The 21,628-nt window shown below is 37.0% G+C and carries 17 protein-coding genes; 11 read left to right on the forward strand and 6 right to left on the reverse strand.

Translation table 11 applies throughout. From position 1 onward, the window contains the following. Positions 1 to 89 precede the first annotated feature (89 nt). A complete protein-coding gene (locus LZ575_RS14950) occupies positions 90 to 1,070 on the reverse strand; it encodes a nitrilase family protein (RefSeq protein WP_235325273.1) in 981 nt (326 codons plus the stop codon). A gap of 239 nt (positions 1,071 to 1,309) precedes the next feature. Between LZ575_RS14950 and lepA the strand changes: the two genes are divergently transcribed. After that, positions 1,310 to 3,106: a translation elongation factor 4 gene (gene lepA, locus LZ575_RS14955; RefSeq protein ID WP_235325275.1), complete on the forward strand. Its 1,797-nt coding sequence runs from the start codon at positions 1,310 to 1,312 to the stop codon at positions 3,104 to 3,106. A 139-nt stretch (positions 3,107 to 3,245) separates the two neighbouring features. On the opposite strand, the gene LZ575_RS14960 is transcribed toward lepA, so the two are convergent. Continuing rightward, on the reverse strand, positions 3,246 to 5,129 hold the full coding sequence (locus LZ575_RS14960; protein ID WP_235325277.1) for a sodium:proton antiporter: 1,884 nt from the start codon (positions 5,127 to 5,129) through the stop codon (positions 3,246 to 3,248). A 105-nt stretch (positions 5,130 to 5,234) separates the two neighbouring features. Next, entirely contained in the window at positions 5,235 to 7,265 is a 2,031-nt protein-coding gene (locus LZ575_RS14965) for a cation:proton antiporter (protein ID WP_235325279.1), read from the reverse strand. A gap of 116 nt (positions 7,266 to 7,381) precedes the next feature. Here LZ575_RS14965 and LZ575_RS14970 point away from each other — a divergent pair, with 116 nt between their 5' ends. From LZ575_RS14970 to LZ575_RS15000, 7 genes are all read left to right on the forward strand, one after another. Continuing rightward, positions 7,382 to 8,233: a cation:proton antiporter gene (locus LZ575_RS14970; protein WP_255702630.1), complete on the forward strand. Its 852-nt coding sequence runs from the start codon at positions 7,382 to 7,384 to the stop codon at positions 8,231 to 8,233. A gap of 61 nt (positions 8,234 to 8,294) precedes the next feature. Then, a complete protein-coding gene (locus LZ575_RS22675) occupies positions 8,295 to 9,239 on the forward strand; it encodes a cation:proton antiporter (RefSeq protein WP_409187218.1) in 945 nt (314 codons plus the stop codon). Positions 9,240 to 9,340: 101 nt separating this feature from the next. Beyond that, on the forward strand, positions 9,341 to 10,204 hold the full coding sequence (locus LZ575_RS14980; RefSeq protein WP_235325281.1) for an MBL fold metallo-hydrolase: 864 nt from the start codon (positions 9,341 to 9,343) through the stop codon (positions 10,202 to 10,204). Positions 10,205 to 10,212: 8 nt separating this feature from the next. Next, positions 10,213 to 11,886 (forward strand): S8 family peptidase, encoded by a 1,674-nt coding sequence (locus LZ575_RS14985; protein WP_235325283.1) that lies wholly within the window; start codon positions 10,213 to 10,215, stop codon positions 11,884 to 11,886. A 13-nt stretch (positions 11,887 to 11,899) separates the two neighbouring features. Further along, the gene (locus LZ575_RS14990) at positions 11,900 to 13,747 is read left to right on the forward strand and encodes a M1 family metallopeptidase (protein WP_235325285.1); all 1,848 of its coding nucleotides are present in this window, start codon (positions 11,900 to 11,902) and stop codon (positions 13,745 to 13,747) included. Between the two features lie 183 nt (positions 13,748 to 13,930). Then, entirely contained in the window at positions 13,931 to 14,221 is a 291-nt protein-coding gene (locus LZ575_RS14995) for a ribonuclease P protein component (protein WP_235330749.1), read from the forward strand. Continuing rightward, on the forward strand, positions 14,202 to 15,839 hold the full coding sequence (locus LZ575_RS15000) for a S41 family peptidase (RefSeq protein WP_235330750.1): 1,638 nt from the start codon (positions 14,202 to 14,204) through the stop codon (positions 15,837 to 15,839). The genes LZ575_RS14995 and LZ575_RS15000 overlap by 20 nt, the downstream gene beginning before the upstream one ends. On the opposite strand, the gene LZ575_RS15005 is transcribed toward LZ575_RS15000, so the two are convergent. From LZ575_RS15005 to LZ575_RS15015, 3 genes are all read right to left on the reverse strand, one after another. Then, positions 15,832 to 16,281 (reverse strand): GNAT family N-acetyltransferase, encoded by a 450-nt coding sequence (locus tag LZ575_RS15005; RefSeq protein WP_235325287.1) that lies wholly within the window; start codon positions 16,279 to 16,281, stop codon positions 15,832 to 15,834. The two genes, LZ575_RS15000 and LZ575_RS15005, sit on opposite strands and share 8 nt — an antisense overlap. A gap of 115 nt (positions 16,282 to 16,396) precedes the next feature. Then, a complete protein-coding gene (gene rpiB / locus LZ575_RS15010; RefSeq protein ID WP_235325289.1) occupies positions 16,397 to 16,825 on the reverse strand; it encodes a ribose 5-phosphate isomerase B in 429 nt (142 codons plus the stop codon). A 697-nt stretch (positions 16,826 to 17,522) separates the two neighbouring features. Beyond that, positions 17,523 to 17,681, reverse strand: coding sequence for a hypothetical protein (locus LZ575_RS15015; protein ID WP_235325291.1), 159 nt, complete (start codon positions 17,679 to 17,681; stop codon positions 17,523 to 17,525). Between the two features lie 242 nt (positions 17,682 to 17,923). Here LZ575_RS15015 and rnr point away from each other — a divergent pair, with 242 nt between their 5' ends. The 3 genes from rnr to LZ575_RS15030 are packed head-to-tail and all read left to right on the forward strand — an operon-like array spanning position 17,924 to position 21,604. Further along, complete coding sequence (gene rnr / locus LZ575_RS15020) at positions 17,924 to 20,131, forward strand: ribonuclease R (protein WP_235325293.1); 2,208 nt, start codon at positions 17,924 to 17,926, stop codon at positions 20,129 to 20,131. A gap of 49 nt (positions 20,132 to 20,180) precedes the next feature. Next, positions 20,181 to 20,852, forward strand: coding sequence for a head GIN domain-containing protein (locus LZ575_RS15025; RefSeq protein WP_235325295.1), 672 nt, complete (start codon positions 20,181 to 20,183; stop codon positions 20,850 to 20,852). Positions 20,853 to 20,884: 32 nt separating this feature from the next. Beyond that, positions 20,885 to 21,604, forward strand: coding sequence for a LysE family translocator (locus LZ575_RS15030; RefSeq protein WP_235325297.1), 720 nt, complete (start codon positions 20,885 to 20,887; stop codon positions 21,602 to 21,604). Positions 21,605 to 21,628: the final 24 nt, after the last annotated feature.

A 21,628-nucleotide genomic window follows, 5' to 3' on the forward strand; every position in this document is an offset into this window, starting at 1 on the left:
CCAATACCATCAGGTAAAATTTTAAATTGTTTATTTAAGTTACCTTAAATATGGGTTTTAAAAGGGCGAAGTTAAGGCAGCGGCTATATTTAGCTCTTAATTTGATCCCTTTCCCGTGAAAGCCACGCCACCTTTTGTTCAGAGGTATGATCCTGGCTGAGAATACTCTTATACAATTCCGGTCTTCTCGCCTCGATATATCTCCATCCTCCGGCTTCTTTAAGTTTTCCTGGAGAAAGGGTCGCGGTTATTACTTCATTTCCTAAGATCCTCGCTTCGCAAAGAATATCTCCAAAGGGATCTAAAATCATGGAACAGCCATTTTTTAATTGATCCTGATCCATACCAATAGGATTGGAGAAAACAATATATATTGCGTTATCGTATGCCCTTGCAGGTAACCACTTCATTAACCATCTCCTCCCCTTTAATCCTTCGAATTCTATTCTAAGGGAGGTAGGATCCTCTACCCTTTTTTCCCATAATTTAGGATCCACAAAACCAGCACCCGGACGGGTTGAGGGAGTACACATAGTAACATGAGGCATAAAAATTACTTCGGCACCTAAAAGTCTTGTTGCACGAACATTTTCAACAATATTATTATCGTAGCATAATAATATTCCAAACTTCCAATTGAAAAGTTCAAAGACGCAGTAATTCTCTCCAGGTACAAGATGAGGATTTATAAAAGGGTGCAGTTTCCTGTATTTAGCTACTACCCTATTCTCATATACACAGACGTAGGAATTGTAAATATTGTTTTCTTTATCTTTTTCAAAAAGGCCTACCAGAATAGCAATATTATGTTTTGCAGAAATTTCAATTAATTTCATTATACTGTCTCCTCCTGGTATTTCTTCTGCTATTGCCAGTAACTCATTCTGTGAGCAATCGCGGGCGAAAGTGTATCCCGTCACTGAGCATTCGTGAAAAGCAATAGCCTCTGCCCCACACCTCGCTGCTTCTCCAGCCAATTTTTCAATTACTGATAAATTGTAAGCTTTATTACCGCTCTGATGTTCAAATTGCGCTGTAGAAATTTTTAAATTTTTCTTTGTATTGCTCATGTGTAGCTTATCTTAAGAAGATTTACGAAATACTTTTTGGTGTTTACTTAAAAATAGTTCAATTAAAATAAAAGTGCTAATCAAAATCCAATATTGTCAGAAAAAGCCGGATAGGGTCTTTAGATACTTTCAACACTTTGTAGAACAACTAATATTTTTCCTTAATCGCTATTAAATCACCTATATTTGTATCTTTTAATCAGGTGGGAAACAAATTCCATTTACTTTGAAATTGACAGATGAAGAACATACGTAACTTTTGTATAATCGCTCACATTGACCACGGAAAAAGTACTCTTGCCGATAGGCTTTTAGACTTTACAGGCTCAGTGACTGAACGTGAGAAACAGGAACAGTTACTGGACAGTATGGACCTTGAGCGGGAACGTGGAATTACAATAAAAAGCCACGCAATCCAGATGGATTACACTTACAAAGGTGAACAATACATATTAAATCTTATTGATACTCCCGGCCACGTGGATTTCTCATACGAAGTTTCACGATCTATTGCTGCCTGTGAGGGAGCTTTATTGGTTGTAGATGCCGCCCAAAGTATACAGGCCCAAACGATTTCAAACCTATACCTGGCACTGGAAAATGATCTTCATATTATCCCTGTGCTAAATAAAGTAGACCTTCCAAGTGCGAATCCAGAAGTTGTAAAGGATGACATAGTAGATCTCTTGGGTTGTGATTACGAAGAAATAATTCCTGCCAGTGCAAAAACAGGATTAGGAATTGAGGAAATTTTAGCCGCTATTATAGAAAATATTCCACCTCCAACAGGAAAAGTAGATGCTCCATTAAGGGCCCTGGTATTTGATTCAGTTTATAATCCTTTTAGAGGAGTTGAAACTTATTTTAGAGTGATCAACGGTTCTATTAAAAAAGGCCAGAATATTAAATTTGTTGCTACAGATAAAGATTATTTTGCAGATGAAGTAGGAACTTTAAGACTTAAACAATTCCCCAGGCAGGAAATTAAAACCGGAGATGTAGGATATCTTATAATAGGTATAAAAGATGCCCGGGAAGTAAAAGTTGGTGATACAATTACAGATGCCAAAAATCCAACTACAGAAGCAGTGGCAGGTTTTGAAGATGTAAAACCCATGGTATTTGCAGGGATTTATCCAGTAGATACTGAAGATTATGAGGATCTAAGGTCTTCTATGGAAAAACTTCAGCTTAACGATGCTTCGCTGGTATTCACTCCGGAAAGTTCCGCAGCTCTTGGATTTGGTTTCCGTTGTGGATTCCTTGGAATGTTGCACCTGGAGATTATTCAGGAAAGGCTGGAGAGGGAATTTGATATGACTGTTATTACAACAGTACCAAACGTTTCCTATCACGCTTACACCCATAAAAATCCTTCAGAAGCAATTCTCGTGAACAATCCGTCGGACTTACCAGAGCCTTCACGTTTAGAAAGAGTTGAAGAACCTTTTATAAAAGCAAGTATTATTACAAAATCAGACTTTGTGGGTTCTGTGATGTCTCTGTGTATTGAAAAACGCGGACAGATCACCAATCAAACATATCTTACTCCTGAAAGAGTTGAACTCAATTTTGATATGCCGTTAGCTGAAATCGTTTTTGATTTCTATGACAGGCTAAAAACGGTCTCTAAAGGCTATGCCTCTTTTGACTACTCCCCTATTGGAATGCGTGCATCAAAACTGGTTAAAGTTGATGTTCTACTGAATGCCAGCGTCGTAGATGCCCTCTCTGCCCTGCTTCACGTTGACAATGCTTATGATATTGGAAAGAAAATGTGTGAGAAGCTGAAGGAATTGATACCAAGACAACAATTTGATATTCCAATCCAGGCAGCTATTGGAGCAAAAATAATCGCGAGGGAAACTGTAAAAGCCTTACGTAAAGACGTTACTGCAAAATGTTATGGAGGAGATATCTCGCGTAAGAGAAAGCTTCTTGAAAAGCAGAAAAAAGGTAAGAAGCGTATGCGACAGGTTGGAAACGTAGAAATCCCACAGGAAGCATTTATGGCTGTATTAAAGCTTAATGATTAATAGATTTGAGATGTTAGAATTGAGTATTGAGATTTTCTGAGTAGTTGCAGCTGATTTTACCTCAATTTTATTCCTTTCTAAACCTAAAACTAAGAACCTCCCGTTGTATCCAACGGGAGGTTCTTAGTTGGAACGAATCCTACCTTTTTTCCTGTTTTTCAGGTTCTAGCGCTTCTTCATAATTCAAATCCTCCTGCTCTTGCTCCTTTTGAATTTTTTTACCCAGGTAGACCAGGTGATAACCTTCACTAATATCAACTTCAGAACTATGGGAAGGTATGATTTCCAGTTCTCCTGTACTTGTTTTTACAAACAAAGGAATAATATCGGGATCTGTCTTCGAAATTTCTATAAGTCCCTCGTAGTGTGACCTGCTGTTTAAAACCAACTCATGAATAGCAGGATATTTTCTGGCTACCTCTGTTAGTTTAATAAAATCATCTGTATGGGAAAATAAACCTTCCGCAGGATTGGTTTCAGGGTCATTCATTTCATCAGTAGAAATAATGCGATAAGAGCCTCTTTCCCCAAATTGTTTCGAAAATTTAGCTATTCCGGTTTTGTTGATATCGCTGTTTCCTGTTATAGCCATTAGGTATCCCACATCATTTAACTCGATATTGTTGAAAAGATCATCAGAATAAACACTCTCTTCAAGGGCTTCGAGCCCTAATTCTTTGGAACGTCTAATATTATCAGGGTTACTATCCACCAGCACCACATGCCTATTATTATCCTGCAGGAATTTTGCTATTAATCTTGAAACCGAAGATGCTCCAATTATCAAAATACCTTTAGAATCCTTAAGAAAAACACCTAATAATTTTGCTACAAGCCTTGCTGTGGTGGCATTTAATAATACTGTGCCCAGTACGATCATAAATACCAGGGGTGTGATATATTCGGCTCCCGGGACACCCTGTCTTGCCAATTTTAAGCCAAAAAGAGATGCAATACCTGCAGCTACAATCCCCCGGGGTCCAACCCAACTTATAAACAATTTCTCCCTGTAATTGAGTCCTGATTTTATGGAACTAAGAAAAACCCCAAAAGGCCTCAGGACGAATACCACCATTGCAAATAAGAATAATGCCTTTTGATTAAAAACCAGCAGCATTTCCTCCATTTGAATATTGGCAGCAAGGAGGATAAACAGAATAGAGACCAGCAAAATGCTCAGCGATTCTTTGAAATATAGCAGCTCTTTTAAATTTGGAAGGTTGATATTCCCCATGACCATTCCCATAACCACCACGGCTAAAAGGCCGCTCTCGTGTGCGAAAGTATCAGCCAGTACAAACACTCCAATTACCACCGCTAAGGTGAAAACGTTTAGAAGGTAATGCGGTATAAAATTTTTCTTGATTGCATAAACCAGTGCATGTGCAAAAGCAAAACCGAAGGTGAATCCAAATAAAACAATCTTTCCAAATTCTATAAGGGCCCGCATTGTGTATTCCTGTCCATCCTCAATCCTTATAAATTCATAGACCAAAACTGCAACCAGGGCTCCAATAGGATCAATTAGAATTCCTTCCCATCTAAGGATAGAAGAAATATCTTTTTTTAAAGGAATATTCCTTAGGATTGGGGCAATAACTGTGGGGCCAGTAACTATGACCAGGGCTGCAAATAAAAAAGAGATTTGCCAGGTTAAATTAAAGATAAAGTGCGCAGATAATCCCGCACCAATAAAGGTAATAATTACAGCAACAGTAATTAATTTTACAATGACGGGGCCTACTGTGGAGACATCCTTCTTTCTTAGAGTTAACCCACCCTCAAACAGTACAACCGCAATTGCAAGTGAGACAAAATAGAAAAGACTTTCCCCGGGAAATAATCCCTCCTCCCCGTTCCATATTGGTTCAAGCCACTTTGTACCATCTTGAGAAAGTAAAGTTGAAACAGGACCTACAAAGAGCCCAATTAGGATGAGAGGCAAGATCGCAGGAATTTTTAATTTCCATGCCATCCATTGCGCCAGTATTCCAAGAATAACTAAACCTGCTAGCTCTAACATTCAATTAGTGTAATATTGATAAGATGGTAAAATAAGGTTTTTTCAGGACATAGGCTCTCCTGCTTATCAAGCTTCTAAATGTCAACATCAATAAAATTGAGGCTGCTACTGTGGAAAAACCATTATTTTGGTGTTATCGGGGAAATGCTGTTCCAGTTTTACAGGAATTTTTTCAAGAATTGGATCATAAGCAACGCTTCCTTTTCTCGCAGTTATGAACATAATAATATTCTCTGGCTCCAGGTCTTTTGCAATAATTAGAAAATCTTCCAGGTTATTAAATTCGTTAAAATCAAAGGGTGCACGAAGATTTAATTTAGTTATTAAATTTTCAATTGCCCTTTGAGTTTTATTGGTACAATATACCAGGATTGGAACACTCAGCTCTTCAGCTATTTTTATAACTTTTTTCACCCATAGTTCAAAACCTTCCATCTTTTCTGAATGAGCGGGTACTGCAATAATTAATTTGGTGTGGGTAGCCCAGGGTTTTCCGCTTTCACAAAGAAAAACTGTCTTTAAAGTCTGGTCAATAATGGCCGCCATCTTCTCACCAATAACCTCACCTTTACCTGAACTTGTTGGCCATCCCATTACTATAAGATCTGCAATTAACTCTTTCGATTTTCGGGATATTCCACTGGCGACGTCGTGATCAATTGTGGCAGTTACATCTACTGAAGTTTCTGTGGCAGATGCCTGTTTAACAAAATCCTCCAGTTTCGTCTTAGCCTGGGCTATATTAAGTTCGGCCTGTTCATCATTGGGAACCACTGAAAGAATAGACACAGGATTTTCAGAACTTTTATCCTTAATAAGAACAGCAAATTCAAGAAGTTTTTCAAGATTAGTAATGTTTGCTAAAGGAAGCAAAATACTTTCCATCTTAAAACTTTCTGATTTTTTTATTTCTTCAGGATCTACTTCCCTGGATTCCACAACCATTATTTTCGCAGCATTTTCAGTAGCCAAAGTTGCAACTATGGAGGTAATAAGAATAAGTATGATTGTTCCATTAAGGATATTTACATCAATAACATCAGCGTTAAATCCAACAATAATAACGGCCAAAGTAGCCGCCGCATGTCCACTGCTTAATCCAAAGATCACTCTTCTTTGTGAAGCTGAATATTTATAAACCTGCTGGGTTAAAAAAGCAGCAAGCCATTTACCAGAAATTGCTACTATAGATAAGGTTAGAGCAACAACAATGGCCATATAACCACTAAAGATCACTCTTACATCCACCAACATACCTACACTTATAAGAAAGAAGGGAATGAACAAAGAATTGCCCATAAATTCTATTCGGTTCATTAATGCGGAAGTATGAGGTATTAGCCTGTTCAAGGCAAGTCCCGCAAGAAAGGCACCTATAATGTCCTCCACACCCGCAAGCTCTGCAAGGAAAGCTGAAAGAAAAACTACTGTAAGCACAAAAATATAGTGAGAATGCTTTTCCTTTTCCATTTTAGTAAAGAACCATCGGGCAATCTTTGGCACCAGGTAGAACATTATGGCACAAAATATTGTAAGGGAAATTATCAGCCGGATCCAAAAATCTGATGTTAAACCGCCCTCCTGGGCATTTCCCAGGATCACCGCCAAAATAATTAACACAGCAGTATCAGTAAGGATAGTTCCTCCAACTGTTATTGCCACGGCTTCATTTTTAGATACCCCCATTTTACTCACTATAGGATAGGATATTAGGGTGTGGGTAGCAAACATACTTGCAGTTAAGAAGCTGGCGTTGAAGTCATAGCCTAACAGGTAAAAACATACCGGAAATCCAATTAATAAAGGTAACGCAAAGGTGAAAAACCCAAATGCAAAACTTTTATTTCGGTTAACCTTGAACTGGTTCATATCCAGTTCAAGACTAACAATAAACATGATGTATAACAGACCAATTTTTGAAAAAAGATCTATTGCAGAATTTTGTTCCAGGAGGCCCACTCCAAAAGGTCCTATTATTATACCGGAGATAATTAAAACAATAATCCCCGGAATATTAATTTTCCTAAAAAGTATAGGAGATACAAGGATTATCAGAAGGATAATTGAGAAGACCAGTACGGGATTGCTTAAAGGCAATTCAAATTCGTGGTGGAGAATTTCAAGGAATTCATTCATATAGTTTCTATTCAGGATTCTTGTATAATCAGCACAGGTAAAGATAGCTAATAATTAATTCCGCAGTTAAAAGGAAGTCTTCACATAAGAGGTGAAGCACAGCCGATATTTAAAATTTGATTATCAGGGTTTTAAAACCTTTTTGTAACTTATCCTTTGGGAATTACCTTCCCGGGAAAACAGTAATCCATGGAAGAATTAAATATTTTAAATATTCTTATAATTCTGGTGGCTGCCTGGGTGGGTGGGTCTTTATCGAAAAGAATGGGGTATCCCCCATTCTGGGTGAGTTGGTAGTAGGAATTATTTTGGGTCCTGCACTTGTTGGCATTCTTGAACCTTCTGAGATACTGAATGTTCTTGCCGAAGTAGGAATCATACTTTTGATGGTATATATCGGTATCGAGATTAATTTTAAAGATCTTGGAAAAGCTTCCTGGCCGGGATTATTAGCAGCCGCTGGTGGATTTATCGTACCTTTTATTCTGGGATACTACACCATTATATATTTCGGGGGTACAAATATGGGAGCTCTTTTTGTAGCAATAGCAGTAGGAGTCACTTCCCTGGCTACGAAGAGCCGTATCCTGGTAGATCTCAAGCTACTAAACACCAGGATTGCCTATGTATTAATGGCCGGAGCTTTAATTTCAGATACTCTCGCACTTATATTTTTTGCTGGAATTACAAGTTTTGTTGATGCGGGAAGTATTGATACAATAGGTCTTATATGGGTAGCAGGAAAAGCAATTTTATTTTTTATAACTACTGCCCTGGCGGGAATTTACTTGCTGCCTCTTCTTGGAAAATGGTTAACGAGAGAAAAGGTAAAAAGCCGCACGTTACATTTTACCCTTATGCTCATAATTGTTTTTGGATTTGCCGAACTTGCTGAAATTGCTGGTCTCCATAGTATTTTGGGAGCTTTTATGGCGGGATTGTTTGTGAGGGAAGGCGTATTTAACTAAGCAGGTATCCAAAGAAGTTAATGAAGTTTTTCACGATGTCTCCATTGGATTCCTTGCACCAATTTTCTTTGTCTCAGCGGGATTTAATGTCACTCTGGATGTCTTTCAAACCGACCTGAATCTTCTTATAGCTGTAACTCTTGTGGCTATGATAGGAAAAATTGCCGGAACAGCTCTTTTTTATCTTCCCAGTGGATTTGGCTGGAGAGAAGGACTGGCAGTGGGAACAGGAATGAATGGGAGGGGAGCAGTTGAAATTATTATCGCAGGAATAGGTTTGCAAATGGGAATTATAACTGCTGAAATATTTTCAATCCTCGTTTTCATGGCTATCTTCACAACACTTACCGTCCCGGTCTTACTTACCTGGACAACGAATTGGCTGAAGAAGAGAGGGGAGCTAGTACATCAGGAAACCCGGGATGGATATTTAATTTTAGGAGCTAATCCTTTAGGTATTTATATGGCAGAAAAACTAAAAGCTGCCAACAAACTTACTTTGGTTGATTCCAACCGGGAACTTGTGGCAATAGCACGAAAAAAAGGTTTTAATACTGTTTATGGTAATATTCTCAAGGAAGAGACTATGGAAGAAGCAAATGCCCTGGAACTGGGGACATTTATTGCTCTTACCGGGAACAGCGAAATTAATCTTCTGGCTGCACAACTGGCGGGAGACCTATTTTACATTCCCAAAAAAATAGTTACAGTATCTCCCAATGAAGCAGGAGCAGATGTTGATCTTCTTGATCCTATAAACGCTTCTTCCATGTTTGCCGATAAAACAAATCTAACCCCCTGGTTTCAAAAGATTTCTTCTAATCAATTCCAGGAAAAAATAGTAGGGGTAGAAACTGAACTGACAGCAAGAGAATGGATCAAAGAGAACAGGGACGAGCAAAACCCGATACTGGCAGTTTTTATCCTGAATACTGAAGAGGAATTGAGAGCATTCCACTATAAGGAGATTATTTCACCGGGTGAAAAAGTAGTTTTCCTCCAGTAAAAGATGATAAATACTTATAACTCTCTTAACAGCCTGTCAAATGTTTTAGGCATTTCTTATTTTGCAGATTATTCAAATAATCAGGCTAAATTTTTTCTTTTATGACTTTATACCCAATTGAAGCGGGAAACTTTAAACTCGATGGTGGTGCTATGTTTGGAGTTGTTCCTAAAACACTCTGGAATAAGACAAATCCTGCAGATGAAAACAATCTTATAGATATGGCGGCACGTTGCCTTCTTATCGAAGAGGGAGATAAACTCATACTTATTGACACAGGAATGGGTGATAAACAAAGTGATAAATTTTTTGGCTACTATAATCTTTGGGGTGACAATTCTATTGATAAGTCTTTAAAAAAACACGGTTTTAGCCGGAATGATGTTACAGATGTCTTTATGACGCACCTGCACTTTGACCACTGCGGCGGCTCTATTCAATGGAACAAAGATAGAACAGGCTATGAACCTGCTTTCAGGAACGCCAGATTTTGGAGCAACAAAGATCACTGGAAGTGGGCAACTGAACCAAACGCAAGGGAAAAAGCTTCATTTTTAAAAGAAAATATACTTCCCATGGAGCAAAGTGGAAAGTTGCATTTTCTGGAAAGAACTTCATCAGAAGCTTTCCTGGAATCTGAGTATTTTAATTTTGGTGTATTTTTTGCAGATGGCCATACAGATAAACAAATGATACCTCATATACAGTATAAAAGCAAAACCCTGGTCTTTATGGCAGATCTTTTGCCAACAGCAGGACATATTCCTTTGCCTTACGTAATGGGTTATGACACCAGGCCGCTTTTAACACTTTCAGAAAAGGAAGTTTTTTTATCTAAAGCTGCAGATGAGGGTTATTACCTCTTTTTGGAACACGATGCCCACAACGAAATCGTAACTGTAAAACGAACAGAAAAAGGAATTCGCCTGGATGAAGTTTATACTTTTAATGAACTATTTAATTAATGAGAAATATGAGAATACCAGTTTTTAAGCCTTTTCTAATTGCAGGAATGGCCTTAGTGTTTGCAGGATGCGGCAGCACCTCCCCATCTATTATTTCAACTCCTATAGAGAATATAGATGAGATCCCATTAAAGGTAACCAGTTTGACCGATGTAGAATTAAAGGGCTGGGGTGGAGCAGATCTTACTAAAGATACCATACCGGGAATGAGCGTTAATAAGGCTTACGAGGAAATAATTAAAACTAATACTGGTCAAAAAGTTATAGTAGCGGTTATAGACAGTGGTGTAGATATCGCTCACGAAGACCTTAAAAGTGTTATTTGGGTAAACCGGGACGAGGTAAGAAATAACGGAAAAGATGATGATAATAACGGTTATGTAGATGATATCCACGGATGGAATTTTCTTGGTGACGCTGTTAAGGAAAACATGGAGTATGCGAGGATTTACAAAAGATTAAAACCTCAATATGAAGGAAAATCGGCAAGTACCTTAAGTGAGGCTCAAAGAGAAGAATTCGCATTATACCAGGCTGCTAAAGCGGAATATGAAAAGGAGTATACTGAAAATCTTCAGAACCGGGATCAATACAGAAATATTCAGAAACAGTTGGTAGCGGCTCATGCTGCAGTTTCTGGCCAGTTAGGTAAAGAAGATTATACCGGGGAAGAACTTGCTGCAATGACTGCAACTACAGATCAAATGAGGCAGTACAAGATGTGGTTATCTCAAATCCAAAGTAATGTTGATGAAAATATTCCGAAGGCATTAAAAATTCTTGATGAACAAATTAAGTACTACAGTGACAGGCTTAAGTCACATTTTAATTTAGACCTTAATGCAAGAGCGATAGTAGGAGATGATCCATACAACATCAACGACACGAACTATGGAAATAATAAAGTTTCGGGGCCTACTGCAGACAAAGAGGATGTAGAACATGGTACCCACGTTGCAGGGATCATTGCTGCGCAAAGAAATAATAATATTGGCATAAAAGGAGTAGCGAATAACGTTGAAATAATGGTTCTTAGAGCTGTTCCCGATGGGGATGAATATGATAAAGATATTGCCCTGGCTATAAGATATGCAGTAGACAACGGTGCAAAAGTTATAAATACCAGCTTTGGTAAATATTTTTCTCCTAATCCTGAATTTGTAACAGACGCTATTAAATATGCCGCTCAAAATGATGTTTTAATAGTAAATGCCGCCGGGAACGAAGGAATAAATCTTGACAACAAAATGGTTTATCCTAACGATCAATCTCCATCTCAACCACAGGAGATTGCTAATAATTTCCTTACTGTTGGAGCTCTTAATTACGAATATGGATCTGGTTTGGTAGCAAGTTTCTCTAACTATGGGAAATCTAACGTAGATGTATTTGCTCCCGGTACTAAAATATGGTCTACCACTCCGAATAACAGCTATGAATATTTACAGGGAACTTCAATGGCTGCCCCAGCAGTTGCGGGGGTTGCAGCAATTATTCGTTCATATTATCCAAAATTAACCGCAACACAGGTAAAACAGGTTATCATGGATAGTGGCCTTACAACCAATGCTTCTGTTGTAGTGGGTGAGGAGCAGAGTTCAAAAAGATTCAAAGAACTGTCAACTTCAGGGAAGATGGTAAACTTATATAATGCGCTTATCTTAGCCGATAAAGTTAAATAGTGAAATACAAATTATGAAGAATATTTTATTAGGAATCTCCCTCTTAATGAGCTGTTTTATTTCAGCCCAAAACAATACCTCTTACTGGCAACAGCACGTAGATTATACGATGGAGGTAGATATGAATGTAAATAATTACCAATATACAGGAACCCAGGAACTTGTTTATACTAACAATTCTCCCGATACTTTAAACAGGGTTTTTTATCACTTATATTTTAATGCCTTCCAGCCAGGAAGCGAAATGGATGTAAGATCCAGAACAATTGCAGATCCCGATCCAAGGGTAGGAAGCAGAATTTCATCTTTAACACCTGCACAACAGGGATATTTAAAGGTTTCTTCCCTTACAAAAAATGGAAAAAATTTAAAATATGAAGAAGTAGGAACAGTATTGGAAGTGGAGCTTGATTCTCCCATTTTACCAGGTGAAAAGACCACCTTTAAAATGGAATTTAAAGGCCAGGTACCGGAACAAATCAGAAGATCTGGCAGGAACAGCGAAGAAGGAGTTGCACTCTCCATGACCCAATGGTATCCAAAGTTAGCCGAATATGATTTCGAAGGCTGGCATGCAGATCCTTATATAGGCCGTGAATTCCACGGAGTATGGGGAGATTTTGATGTAAAAATTAGCCTTGATAAATCTTATATTATTGGTGGAACAGGATATCTTCAGAATCCTCAGGAAATTGGATATGGATATGAAAAGGAAGGAACTAAAGTAAACAGAAAAAAGGGTGATAAACTTACCTGGCACTTTGTAGCGCCGCAAGTACATGATTTCGCCTGGGCTGCAGATCCCGAATATATCCACGATAAAAGAACAGCAGCAGATGGTACAGTGCTTCATTTTCTTTATAAGAACAAACCTGAGATTGCAGAAAACTGGAAAAATCTTCAGCCAAAAACCGAAGAATTACTGTTATTTTTTAATGAACACATAGGCCCATATCCCTGGGATCAGTACACTGTAATTCAAGGTGGAGATGGTGGAATGGAGTATGCTATGGCTACTCTTATCACAGGAGAAAGAAAGTTTGGTAGCCTGGTAGGAGTGACGGCTCATGAACTTGCCCACGCCTGGTTTCAGCATTTAATGGCTACTAATGAAGCTAAACACGAATGGATGGATGAAGGCTTCACTTCCTATATTTCTTCCGTGGCTATGAATGAGGTTATGGAGGAGGGCAAAGAAAATCCTCAAACCGGGAGTTACAGAGGTTATATTCAACTGGCAAATTCCGGAGTTGAAGAGCCACAATCAACCCACGCAGACAGGTACAGTTTGAATGGTGCTTATGGTAGAAGTGCCTATTCAAAAGGAGCTGTCTTTCTAAGTCAGTTAGGATATATAATTGGGGAAGAAAATTTGAAAAATACCATAAAACGTTACTACGACGAGTGGAAATTTAAACACCCCACTCCCAATGATTTCATTCGCATTGCTGAAAAAGTATCAGGAGCAGAACTTGATTGGTATTTAATGGACTGGACGCAGACGACAAAATCTATCGATTACGCTGTAACCAACCTTAATGATGCTCCTGGAGGTGCCACAGTGGTTCTTGAAAGAAAGGGTGGAATTGCTATGCCTATAGATTTAAAAGTGGAGTACAATGATGGAACTGTTGAGAATATTTATATTCCGCTACAGATGATGCGTTGGGAAAAACCAGCTCAGGCAGAACAAAACAGAAGGATTGCTGATGATTGGGCCTGGACAAACCCTACCTATGATCTCAGTCTCACAAGACCAAAAGCCGATGTTTCCAGAATTGTTATTGATGAAAAGGAATTAATGGCCGATGTAAACAGACAGGATAATATTTACCAAAAGGACACAGATTCCTCTAACTAAATATTAAAAACAAAAAAGAAGAAAATCCGTTTTGGGAATTCCAAAGCGGATTTTTTTAATTTAGCCGGGTAGTAACTAACGATGAACGAGAAATTTCCTTCTACTGAAAAACTGAAGAGTAAGATCCTTATAGACTAGCTGTTTTCCGATGGGAAATCCATTTATAAATTCCCGGTAAAGCTTATTTATCTCCCACTAAAGGATGAAGAAATGTCCTCTCACAAAACCGGAGTATCAGTACCAAAAAGAAGTTTTAAAAAAGCTGTTGACCGTAATTTTTTGAAAAGGTTAATGAGAGAAGCTTTTAGAAAAAATAAGTATCTTGTAGACAACAACTTATCCCATAAATTTGCGTTCATATTTATTTTTACAGGAAAAAAAATAGTTGATTATCAACAGGTGAATTCGGGAATAACGGCAGTTTTAAAACAATTACATGAAAAAGAAGGAGCAAATGAAAAAGAATGTAAGTAACCGAATATCAGTAATCCTTATTTGCCTTGTGTTATTGGTAGGAACGACGGGTTTTGTAAAATCAGATTTTTTTGCCATTGCCAAACAACTGGAGATCTTCACCACCCTTTTTAAGGAATTAAACATGAACTATGTGGATGAAACTAATCCTGCAGAGCTAATGGATACTGCCATAAAAGCAATGCTCAACGATTTAGATCCTTATACCAATTACTGGAATGAACAGGACGTAGAAGCTGCAAGGATGAATACTGCGGGGGAATACCACGGGATTGGGGCTGCAGTCAAAATTAGCAAAGACAAATTTACCATTCTTGAAGCATATAAAGATTTTCCTGCAGATAAAGCAGGATTAAAGCCCGGAGACGAAATAATAAAGATAGGTGGACTCTCTGTTGCTGATTTTAAAGAAGATGCAGGAGAACTTCTTAATGGCGCTCCAAATTCCCAGGTAGAAATAACTTATGTGAGACAGGGCAAGACTACAAATACTGTATTAACCCGGGGAACTATAGAACTTAAAGCAGTTCCGTTTTACAGGTTACTTGAAAATAATACAGGATATATTGTTCTTTCCAGGTTTAACAGTAATGCCTCTTCTGAAACCATTAAAGCATTAAAAGAACTTCAAGGCAAGGGAGCAGATAAGATAATCCTGGATCTTCGCGGGAATCCCGGCGGGCTTTTAAGTGAAGCTATTTTAGTAAGCAATATTTTTATAGAAAAAGGACAGTTAATCACTTCAACCAAATCTGTAATTGAAAAATATAATCAGCAGTATTTTACTCCCAATGAACCCATTAATACAAAAATACCTCTTGCTGTCTTAATCGATGGCAGGAGTGCCTCAGCCAGTGAAATCGTTGTAGGTGCGATCCAGGATCTGGATAGGGGAGTTGTGGTGGGAGCAAGGAGTTTTGGGAAAGGACTTGTTCAGCGTCCCAAGGAGCTTGTTTACGGCACTCAGTTAAAACTAACCATTTCCAGGTATTATACCCCCAGTGGCAGGTGTATCCAGGCTCTTAATTATCGTGAGCGTGATGAAGAAGGAAATGCGATGAGAATTGGAACAGAAGATTACAATGAATTTAAAACCAGGAGTGGAAGATCTGTCTATGATGGAGGTGGTATACTTCCTGATATAAGGCTGAAAACTTCTGAATTTAATACCATAACCAACGCTTTATTGGCTAATAATGCCATTTTTGATTATGCTACTGAATATTATTATTCCCACTCCCTTGAGAAAGCAGAAAATTTCAAATTTACTGATGCAGATTTTTCAGATTTTAAAGATTATTTGAAGCGAGAAAACTTTAGTTATGAAACCCGTACTGAAGCAGAACTAAATGAAGCTTTAGTAACTGCCCGTAAGGAAGGTTTTGAACAGCAAATCCTGGATAATTACAAAAAAATGATCAATGATATTGCTCAAAAAAAGCAAGCCGAATTAGAAAGCAAAAAAGCCGAAATTTCCAGCTTATTAACAGACGAAATAATAAAAAGATATTTTTACCAGGAGGGCCTGTATGAGTATTATGTACAAAATAATCCGGAAATAGTGCAGGCCCGGGAAGTACTTAATAATCCTAATAAGTATTCAGAAATTCTTAAATAAATTTTTCTTTAATCATAGCAACATGGGGAATGCCGTCTTCAAGATAACCTTCCCCTGTTTGTTGAAACCCGTGGGATTCATAAAACCTAATAAGATATTGTTGTGCTGAAAGCTTAATGCTCCCTGTATTAAATCTCTTTTTTATTTCATTTACAGAAGCTTCCATTATTTGATGGCCATAGCCGTACTTTCTAAAATTCTCCTTTACTATTACCCGTCCTATAGAAGCTTTATCAAAATAATTTCCAGCGTCAAAACAACGGGTGTAAGCTACAAGATCAGTATCCTCAAAACCTAAAACGTGAATGGCATCCATATCTTTCCCATCAACATCCTGATAAACACAATTTTGTTCTACAACAAAAACTTCACTTCTTAGCTGAAGGATTTTATAAAGCTCCTCAAGGTTTAATTGAGAAAAAGATTTTATAATAATATTCATTTCTATATATAAAATAGCTAACTAAAACTTAACCCGAACATACTCTGATGGATAAGAACATAAACTGATGTAGATGAATTAAAGAAAAACCTCTTGAAATATAAATATTTAAAAACTACACCAGTATTTTTTCAATTCTTTTTTGGTGCCTTCCTCCTTCAAATTTTGTATCCAAAAAAACCTGGACCATATCCACAGCTTGAGTTTGAGAAACATATCTGGCCGGAATACTTAAGATGTTAGCATTGTTATGCTCCCTTGCAAGTGCAGCGATCTCTTTTGTCCAACAAAGGGCACATCTAATTCCACTGTGTTTATTAGCAGTCATTGAAGCCCCGTTACCACTTCCACAAATAATTATACCAAAATCCACAGTTTTATTCTCCACATCATTAGCTACGGGATGTACAAAGTCAGCATAGTCAACACTATCTTCAGAGTTTGTTCCATGGTTAATAACTTCAATACCCTTTGATTCCAGAAAGGCTACGATAGCTTTTTTATACTCTGTACCTGCGTGATCGTTCCCAATTGCAATTTTCATAATGTTGATTTATAAGTTTAAACAAAGGTAAAAAATGGCTTGTTAACTAATATTATTTCAGTTGTTAATTACTATTCATAAAACCTTTATTTCAAAGGTGTTGATATTCACCTATAATTGTGAATAAGATTTAGGCAGAATCTTACAAGCTTATTTGGATATATGGCTGAAATAAAGAATAGAAAAAATTATGTGAGGATTTCAAATTATAACTCCTGTATTTTTCGTCAACTTATGAGCATCAAAATTTCTGTTGTGAACAGCAAAATTTAAATGTTTTATCAAGAGATTCTATTAACACATAATTATTAACTTTTGTTAAGTAGTTCTTAAAATACCATAGTAATCAGCACTTTGTCTTATTAGGGTTTTGTTAACATCTCAATAGGATGTGTTGGTAGCGAGAATTCCAATTTTTTCTTCAAAAAGTTATTCTACAAATTAACAACCCATCATAAGCATCAGTTTTATAAATTTTTAAAAAGAAGAAAAAGTAAATAATATAATAACTGTTGATAACAATGAAGTCTGGCGAGAAAAAGAACAAATAATTTTTAGAAGAAAAAAGATGTGCAGGAATAAACGTAATTTTTTGTATTATTTTTTTAATTATTATAAATAACTATATATCAACCAGATATACCAGTATTTAAATTATGAAATAATAAAAATAAATTATTGAATTTTCTGTAGAAGTTTAATTTTCAGAACTTAATACTACTACAGAAGTACCACTCACATGAAAGTGTGTAGTAGATTTTTTATTAAGGGATTCATTTACAAACGAAAATATTCCCAGTACTCCTGCCAGAAAAATAATAAAAAATAAGAGCGATATTTTAGTTGATTTGCTCATACCTATCACTTTAAAAATTTTGTTAACGGGGAGAATTCTGTGGGGGAGAAATTAGCACCAAATTTAAGAAAACTTTAATATTTTCCTAATAAAAATTTAATTTATTATTTCTTAACTGTTTGTTAACCAATGGATCCTGGATTTCCGGGAAAATCAAATAGCAACTATGCCTTAACAAAACTTTAGATGCAGATAATTTCTAAGTCAGTTTTTAGCCGTAATTTTATCCTTTAATTAAATATATGAGTCAAAAGAAGAAGAAGAATAAGAGTTCCGGAGGCAATACAGATAATCTCTCCAAATCTATTAAGGACATTTTAAGAAAAGCACCGGAGACTACTTTTAATTATAAACAAATCGCAGCTAAACTCGGCGTTGATGACGCTAATACGAGAAATAAAATTATAAGGGCCCTGGCCCAACTGGCAGCTAAAAAAGAAATTGAGGAAAAGGAACGGGGAAAATTTAGCATAGTAGCCAATCTTGATTACTATACCGGAATTCTCGATATGACTGCTAAAGGATTTGGTTATGTAGTGGTAGCGGAACTGGAAGATGATGTTTTTGTTCCTGCCAATGCTCTAAATAAAGCTTTTGATGGTGACGAGGTTGAAATTTATATTTACAACCGCAGAAGAAAAAGAAAGTCTGAAGCTGAAGTTGTAAGAGTAATAAATCGTAAGCGAACTGAATTTGTTGGTGTTCTTCAACTTCAAAAGAATTTTGGATTTGTTTCTATACAGGATCCAAAAATGTACACCGATATTTTTGTTCAAAAGAACAAGATAATGGATGCCCAGGATGGTGATAAAGTGGTAGTCACCATGGAAGAATGGCCTGAAAAAGCTGATTCCCCCTTTGGTAGGGTTACTCAGGTGTTGGGAAAACCAGGGGAACATAATACTGAAATCCATTCCATACTTGCCCAATATGGGTTACCTCATGAATTTCCTGAAGAAGTTGAAGAATACGCCAATGGCATTGATACTTCAATAAAAGAAGAAGAAATTTCTAAAAGAAAAGATCTTCGGGACGTTCTAACCTTTACAATAGATCCTATAGATGCAAAGGATTTTGATGATGCTTTAAGTTTTAGAGAATTAGAAGATGGCGACTTTGAAATAGGGATTCATATAGCAGATGTTTCTCATTATTTGCAACCCGATACTATACTGGATGAAGAGGCTTATCAACGGGCTACATCTATATATCTGGTAGACAGGGTTGTGCCTATGCTACCGGAAGTACTATCTAACAATGCCTGTTCTTTAAGACCAAATGAGGAAAAATATACTTTCTCTGCAATATTTAATATGGATAGTCACGGGCATGTGAAAAAACAATGGTTTGGGCGAACCGTAACTTTATCTGATGCAAGATTTGCCTACGAAGAAGCACAGCATATTATAGAAACAGGAAAAGGAAATATTCCTTTAGAAATATCCATTCAGGATAAGGAGTATACTGTGGGTGATGATATTGTAAAAGCAGTAATTACTCTGGATACACTTGCAAAGAAAATGCGGGCCCGGCGTATGAAAGAAGGAGCCATATCTTTTGATAAAGTAGAGGTAAAGTTTCAGTTGAACGAGGAGAATGAACCTACAGGTGTCTACTTTAAAACAACTAAAGAAGCCAATAAATTAATTGAAGAGTTTATGTTACTTGCCAATAGGAAAGTAGCCGAGTTCATAGGTAAACAAACTCCAAAGAAAACTTTTGTATACCGTTGTCATGATGAACCAGATGAATCAAAATTAGCTTCATTACAAACTGTTGTCTCTAAATTTGGTTACAAGATAAACCTTAAGGACAGAAAATCTATTACAACCTCTCTAAATAGCTTATTGAGTGATGTTCAGGGGAAAAAAGAGCAGAACCTTGTAGATACTCTCGCCATCCGCACGATGAGTAAAGCTTATTACAGTACAGAGAACATTGGTCACTATGGTCTTGCATTTGATTATTATTCTCATTTTACTTCACCTATCCGAAGATATCCGGATGTAATGACTCATAGACTTTTACAGCGTTACCTGGATCAACAACCTTCAGCAAAAGAAGAAGAATACGAAGAAAAATGTCATCACAGTAGTGAAATGGAAAGTCTTGCGACTAATGCCGAAAGAGATTCTATTAAGTACATGGAGGTGAAATTTATGATAGATCACCAGGATGAGAAATTTTTAGGCGTTATTTCAGGAGTGACTGAATGGGGTATCTATGTTGAGATCATTGATAATAAATGTGAGGGAATGGTGAGATTACGGGATATTAAGGATGATCATTACGAGTTTGATGAAGAACAGTATGCTATAGTTGGTAAAAGGACTGGAAAAAAGTATACCCTTGGAGATGAAGTATATGTAACTGTAAAAAATGCAGATCTTGTTAAAAGACATCTGGATTTTAATCTCGTTGGTGATAATCAGGAAGGCGGGAATTCTTAACTCCTGTTTTAAAAATTAAAAATCTATACAGGCAGAAGACTATTTAATCATGAAAAAATTATTGTTTTTACTGTTGTTCATCCCTGCAACAGGTGTGTTTGGACAGGAAATAAATATTGATCTTGATAACTTTAATGAAGTGGAAGTTTCAAGAGGTTTAACAGTGAATTTTACTCCGGCTGAAGAAAATACCGCTGTTATTACAGGCAATAGCAGGGATAAAATTAATTTGAAAGTTGATAAAGGGGTTTTGATTATTAAAACCAGTCTTACTCAGCTCTTAAAATCAGATAATACAGTTGTAAACGTTTATTATAAGCAATTACAGGATATTAAGGCCAGGCAAAATGCTGCAGTTGAATTTTGTTCTAAGATTTCCCAACCTTTGATAAAATTTAAAGCTACAGAAGGAGCAGAGATCATTGCCTTTATAGAGGTTGAAAATCTTGTAGCCAATGCCAGCACAGGCGGAAACCTTCGAATTCGTGGAAAAGCAGAAAAGCAGGAGATCGATGTGAATGCTGCAGGAGGATTTAGAGGTGAAAATCTTAAAGGAGAGAATATTCGAATAAATTTAAATGGTGGAGGTAGTGTATATGTTTTTGCTGAAAATTATGTAGACGCAACTGTAAGAGCTGGAGGTCATGTTTATATTTATGGTGATCCCGAAAGAGTAGATGAACACACCAGCTTTGGAGGTGTTATTAAAAAGATAAACTAATAAGTTTACCTTTGTGAAAATCGAGTTAGCGTATGATTCATGACATCCTTGCAGCCATTCCCCTCGGATTTTTTCTGGCATTCTTACTTGGTCCGGTATTTTTTGTTTTACTTGAAACAGCCGCTATAAAGGGATTTAGAGCGGCATTTTTTTTTGATCTGGGAGTTATTCTGGCTGATGTTGTTTTTCTTTTTATAGCCTATTTAAGTACCTCCAAATTACTGGCGAGATTAAAGGATGATCCAGCCCTTTACATCTTTGGAGGAGTTATACTTTCAACATATGGGGTCATGAGCTTCATCCAGGCCAAAAAATCCTTACCTCTTGAAGATGAAACTCCTGAAGTTCGCAAATTGAACCGAAATGATTACCTGGGATTGGCGGCCAAAGGCTTTTTGCTAAACTTTATAAACATTGGAGTTTTAGGATTTTGGTTGGGTCTTATCATAGTCTTTGGTCCAACTCTCGAGATGGATACTAACAGAATTACAGTCTTTTTTGCTACAGTTCTAACTACCTATCTTGTACTTGATATCTTTAAAATTCTTCTCGCAAAGAAATTGAACAGTAAATTAACCCCTGAAAGAATCTATATGATGAAAAGAGGGATAAGTATTGTAATGATAGTGTTTGGAGGCATCCTAATTGGGAGAGGTGTTTTTCCAAAAAAAATTGAAAGACTTCAAGATCAAATAGAGATCATCCAGCCGGAGAATGTTGCCTTGAGCAAAAAAAATTCCATTAAACATTAAGTTTACCAAAGAAACCGGGGAGGT

The sequence above is a fragment of the Antarcticibacterium sp. 1MA-6-2 genome (genome assembly GCF_021535135.1).
Classification (GTDB): domain Bacteria; phylum Bacteroidota; class Bacteroidia; order Flavobacteriales; family Flavobacteriaceae; genus Gillisia.

Excerpts from the sequence above, each read along its gene's own strand:
- LZ575_RS15005 (WP_235325287.1), bottom strand. The coding sequence starts at position 16,281 with ATGAATATTATTATAAAATCTTTTTCTCAATTAAACCTTGAGGAGCTT.
- LZ575_RS14980 (WP_235325281.1), top strand. The coding sequence starts at position 9,341 with ATGACTTTATACCCAATTGAAGCGGGAAACTTTAAACTCGATGGTGGT.
- LZ575_RS15015 (WP_235325291.1), bottom strand. The coding sequence starts at position 17,681 with ATGAGCAAATCAACTAAAATATCGCTCTTATTTTTTATTATTTTTCTG.
- LZ575_RS14950 (WP_235325273.1), bottom strand. The coding sequence starts at position 1,070 with ATGAGCAATACAAAGAAAAATTTAAAAATTTCTACAGCGCAATTTGAA.
- rpiB (WP_235325289.1), bottom strand. The coding sequence starts at position 16,825 with ATGAAAATTGCAATTGGGAACGATCACGCAGGTACAGAGTATAAAAAA.
- lepA (WP_235325275.1), top strand. The coding sequence starts at position 1,310 with ATGAAGAACATACGTAACTTTTGTATAATCGCTCACATTGACCACGGA.
- LZ575_RS14960 (WP_235325277.1), bottom strand. The coding sequence starts at position 5,129 with ATGTTAGAGCTAGCAGGTTTAGTTATTCTTGGAATACTGGCGCAATGG.
- LZ575_RS14965 (WP_235325279.1), bottom strand. The coding sequence starts at position 7,265 with ATGAATGAATTCCTTGAAATTCTCCACCACGAATTTGAATTGCCTTTA.
- LZ575_RS14990 (WP_235325285.1), top strand. The coding sequence starts at position 11,900 with ATGAAGAATATTTTATTAGGAATCTCCCTCTTAATGAGCTGTTTTATT.
- LZ575_RS14985 (WP_235325283.1), top strand. The coding sequence starts at position 10,213 with ATGAGAATACCAGTTTTTAAGCCTTTTCTAATTGCAGGAATGGCCTTA.
- LZ575_RS15030 (WP_235325297.1), top strand. The coding sequence starts at position 20,885 with ATGATTCATGACATCCTTGCAGCCATTCCCCTCGGATTTTTTCTGGCA.
- LZ575_RS15000 (WP_235330750.1), top strand. The coding sequence starts at position 14,202 with ATGAAAAAGAATGTAAGTAACCGAATATCAGTAATCCTTATTTGCCTT.
- rnr (WP_235325293.1), top strand. The coding sequence starts at position 17,924 with ATGAGTCAAAAGAAGAAGAAGAATAAGAGTTCCGGAGGCAATACAGAT.
- LZ575_RS15025 (WP_235325295.1), top strand. The coding sequence starts at position 20,181 with ATGAAAAAATTATTGTTTTTACTGTTGTTCATCCCTGCAACAGGTGTG.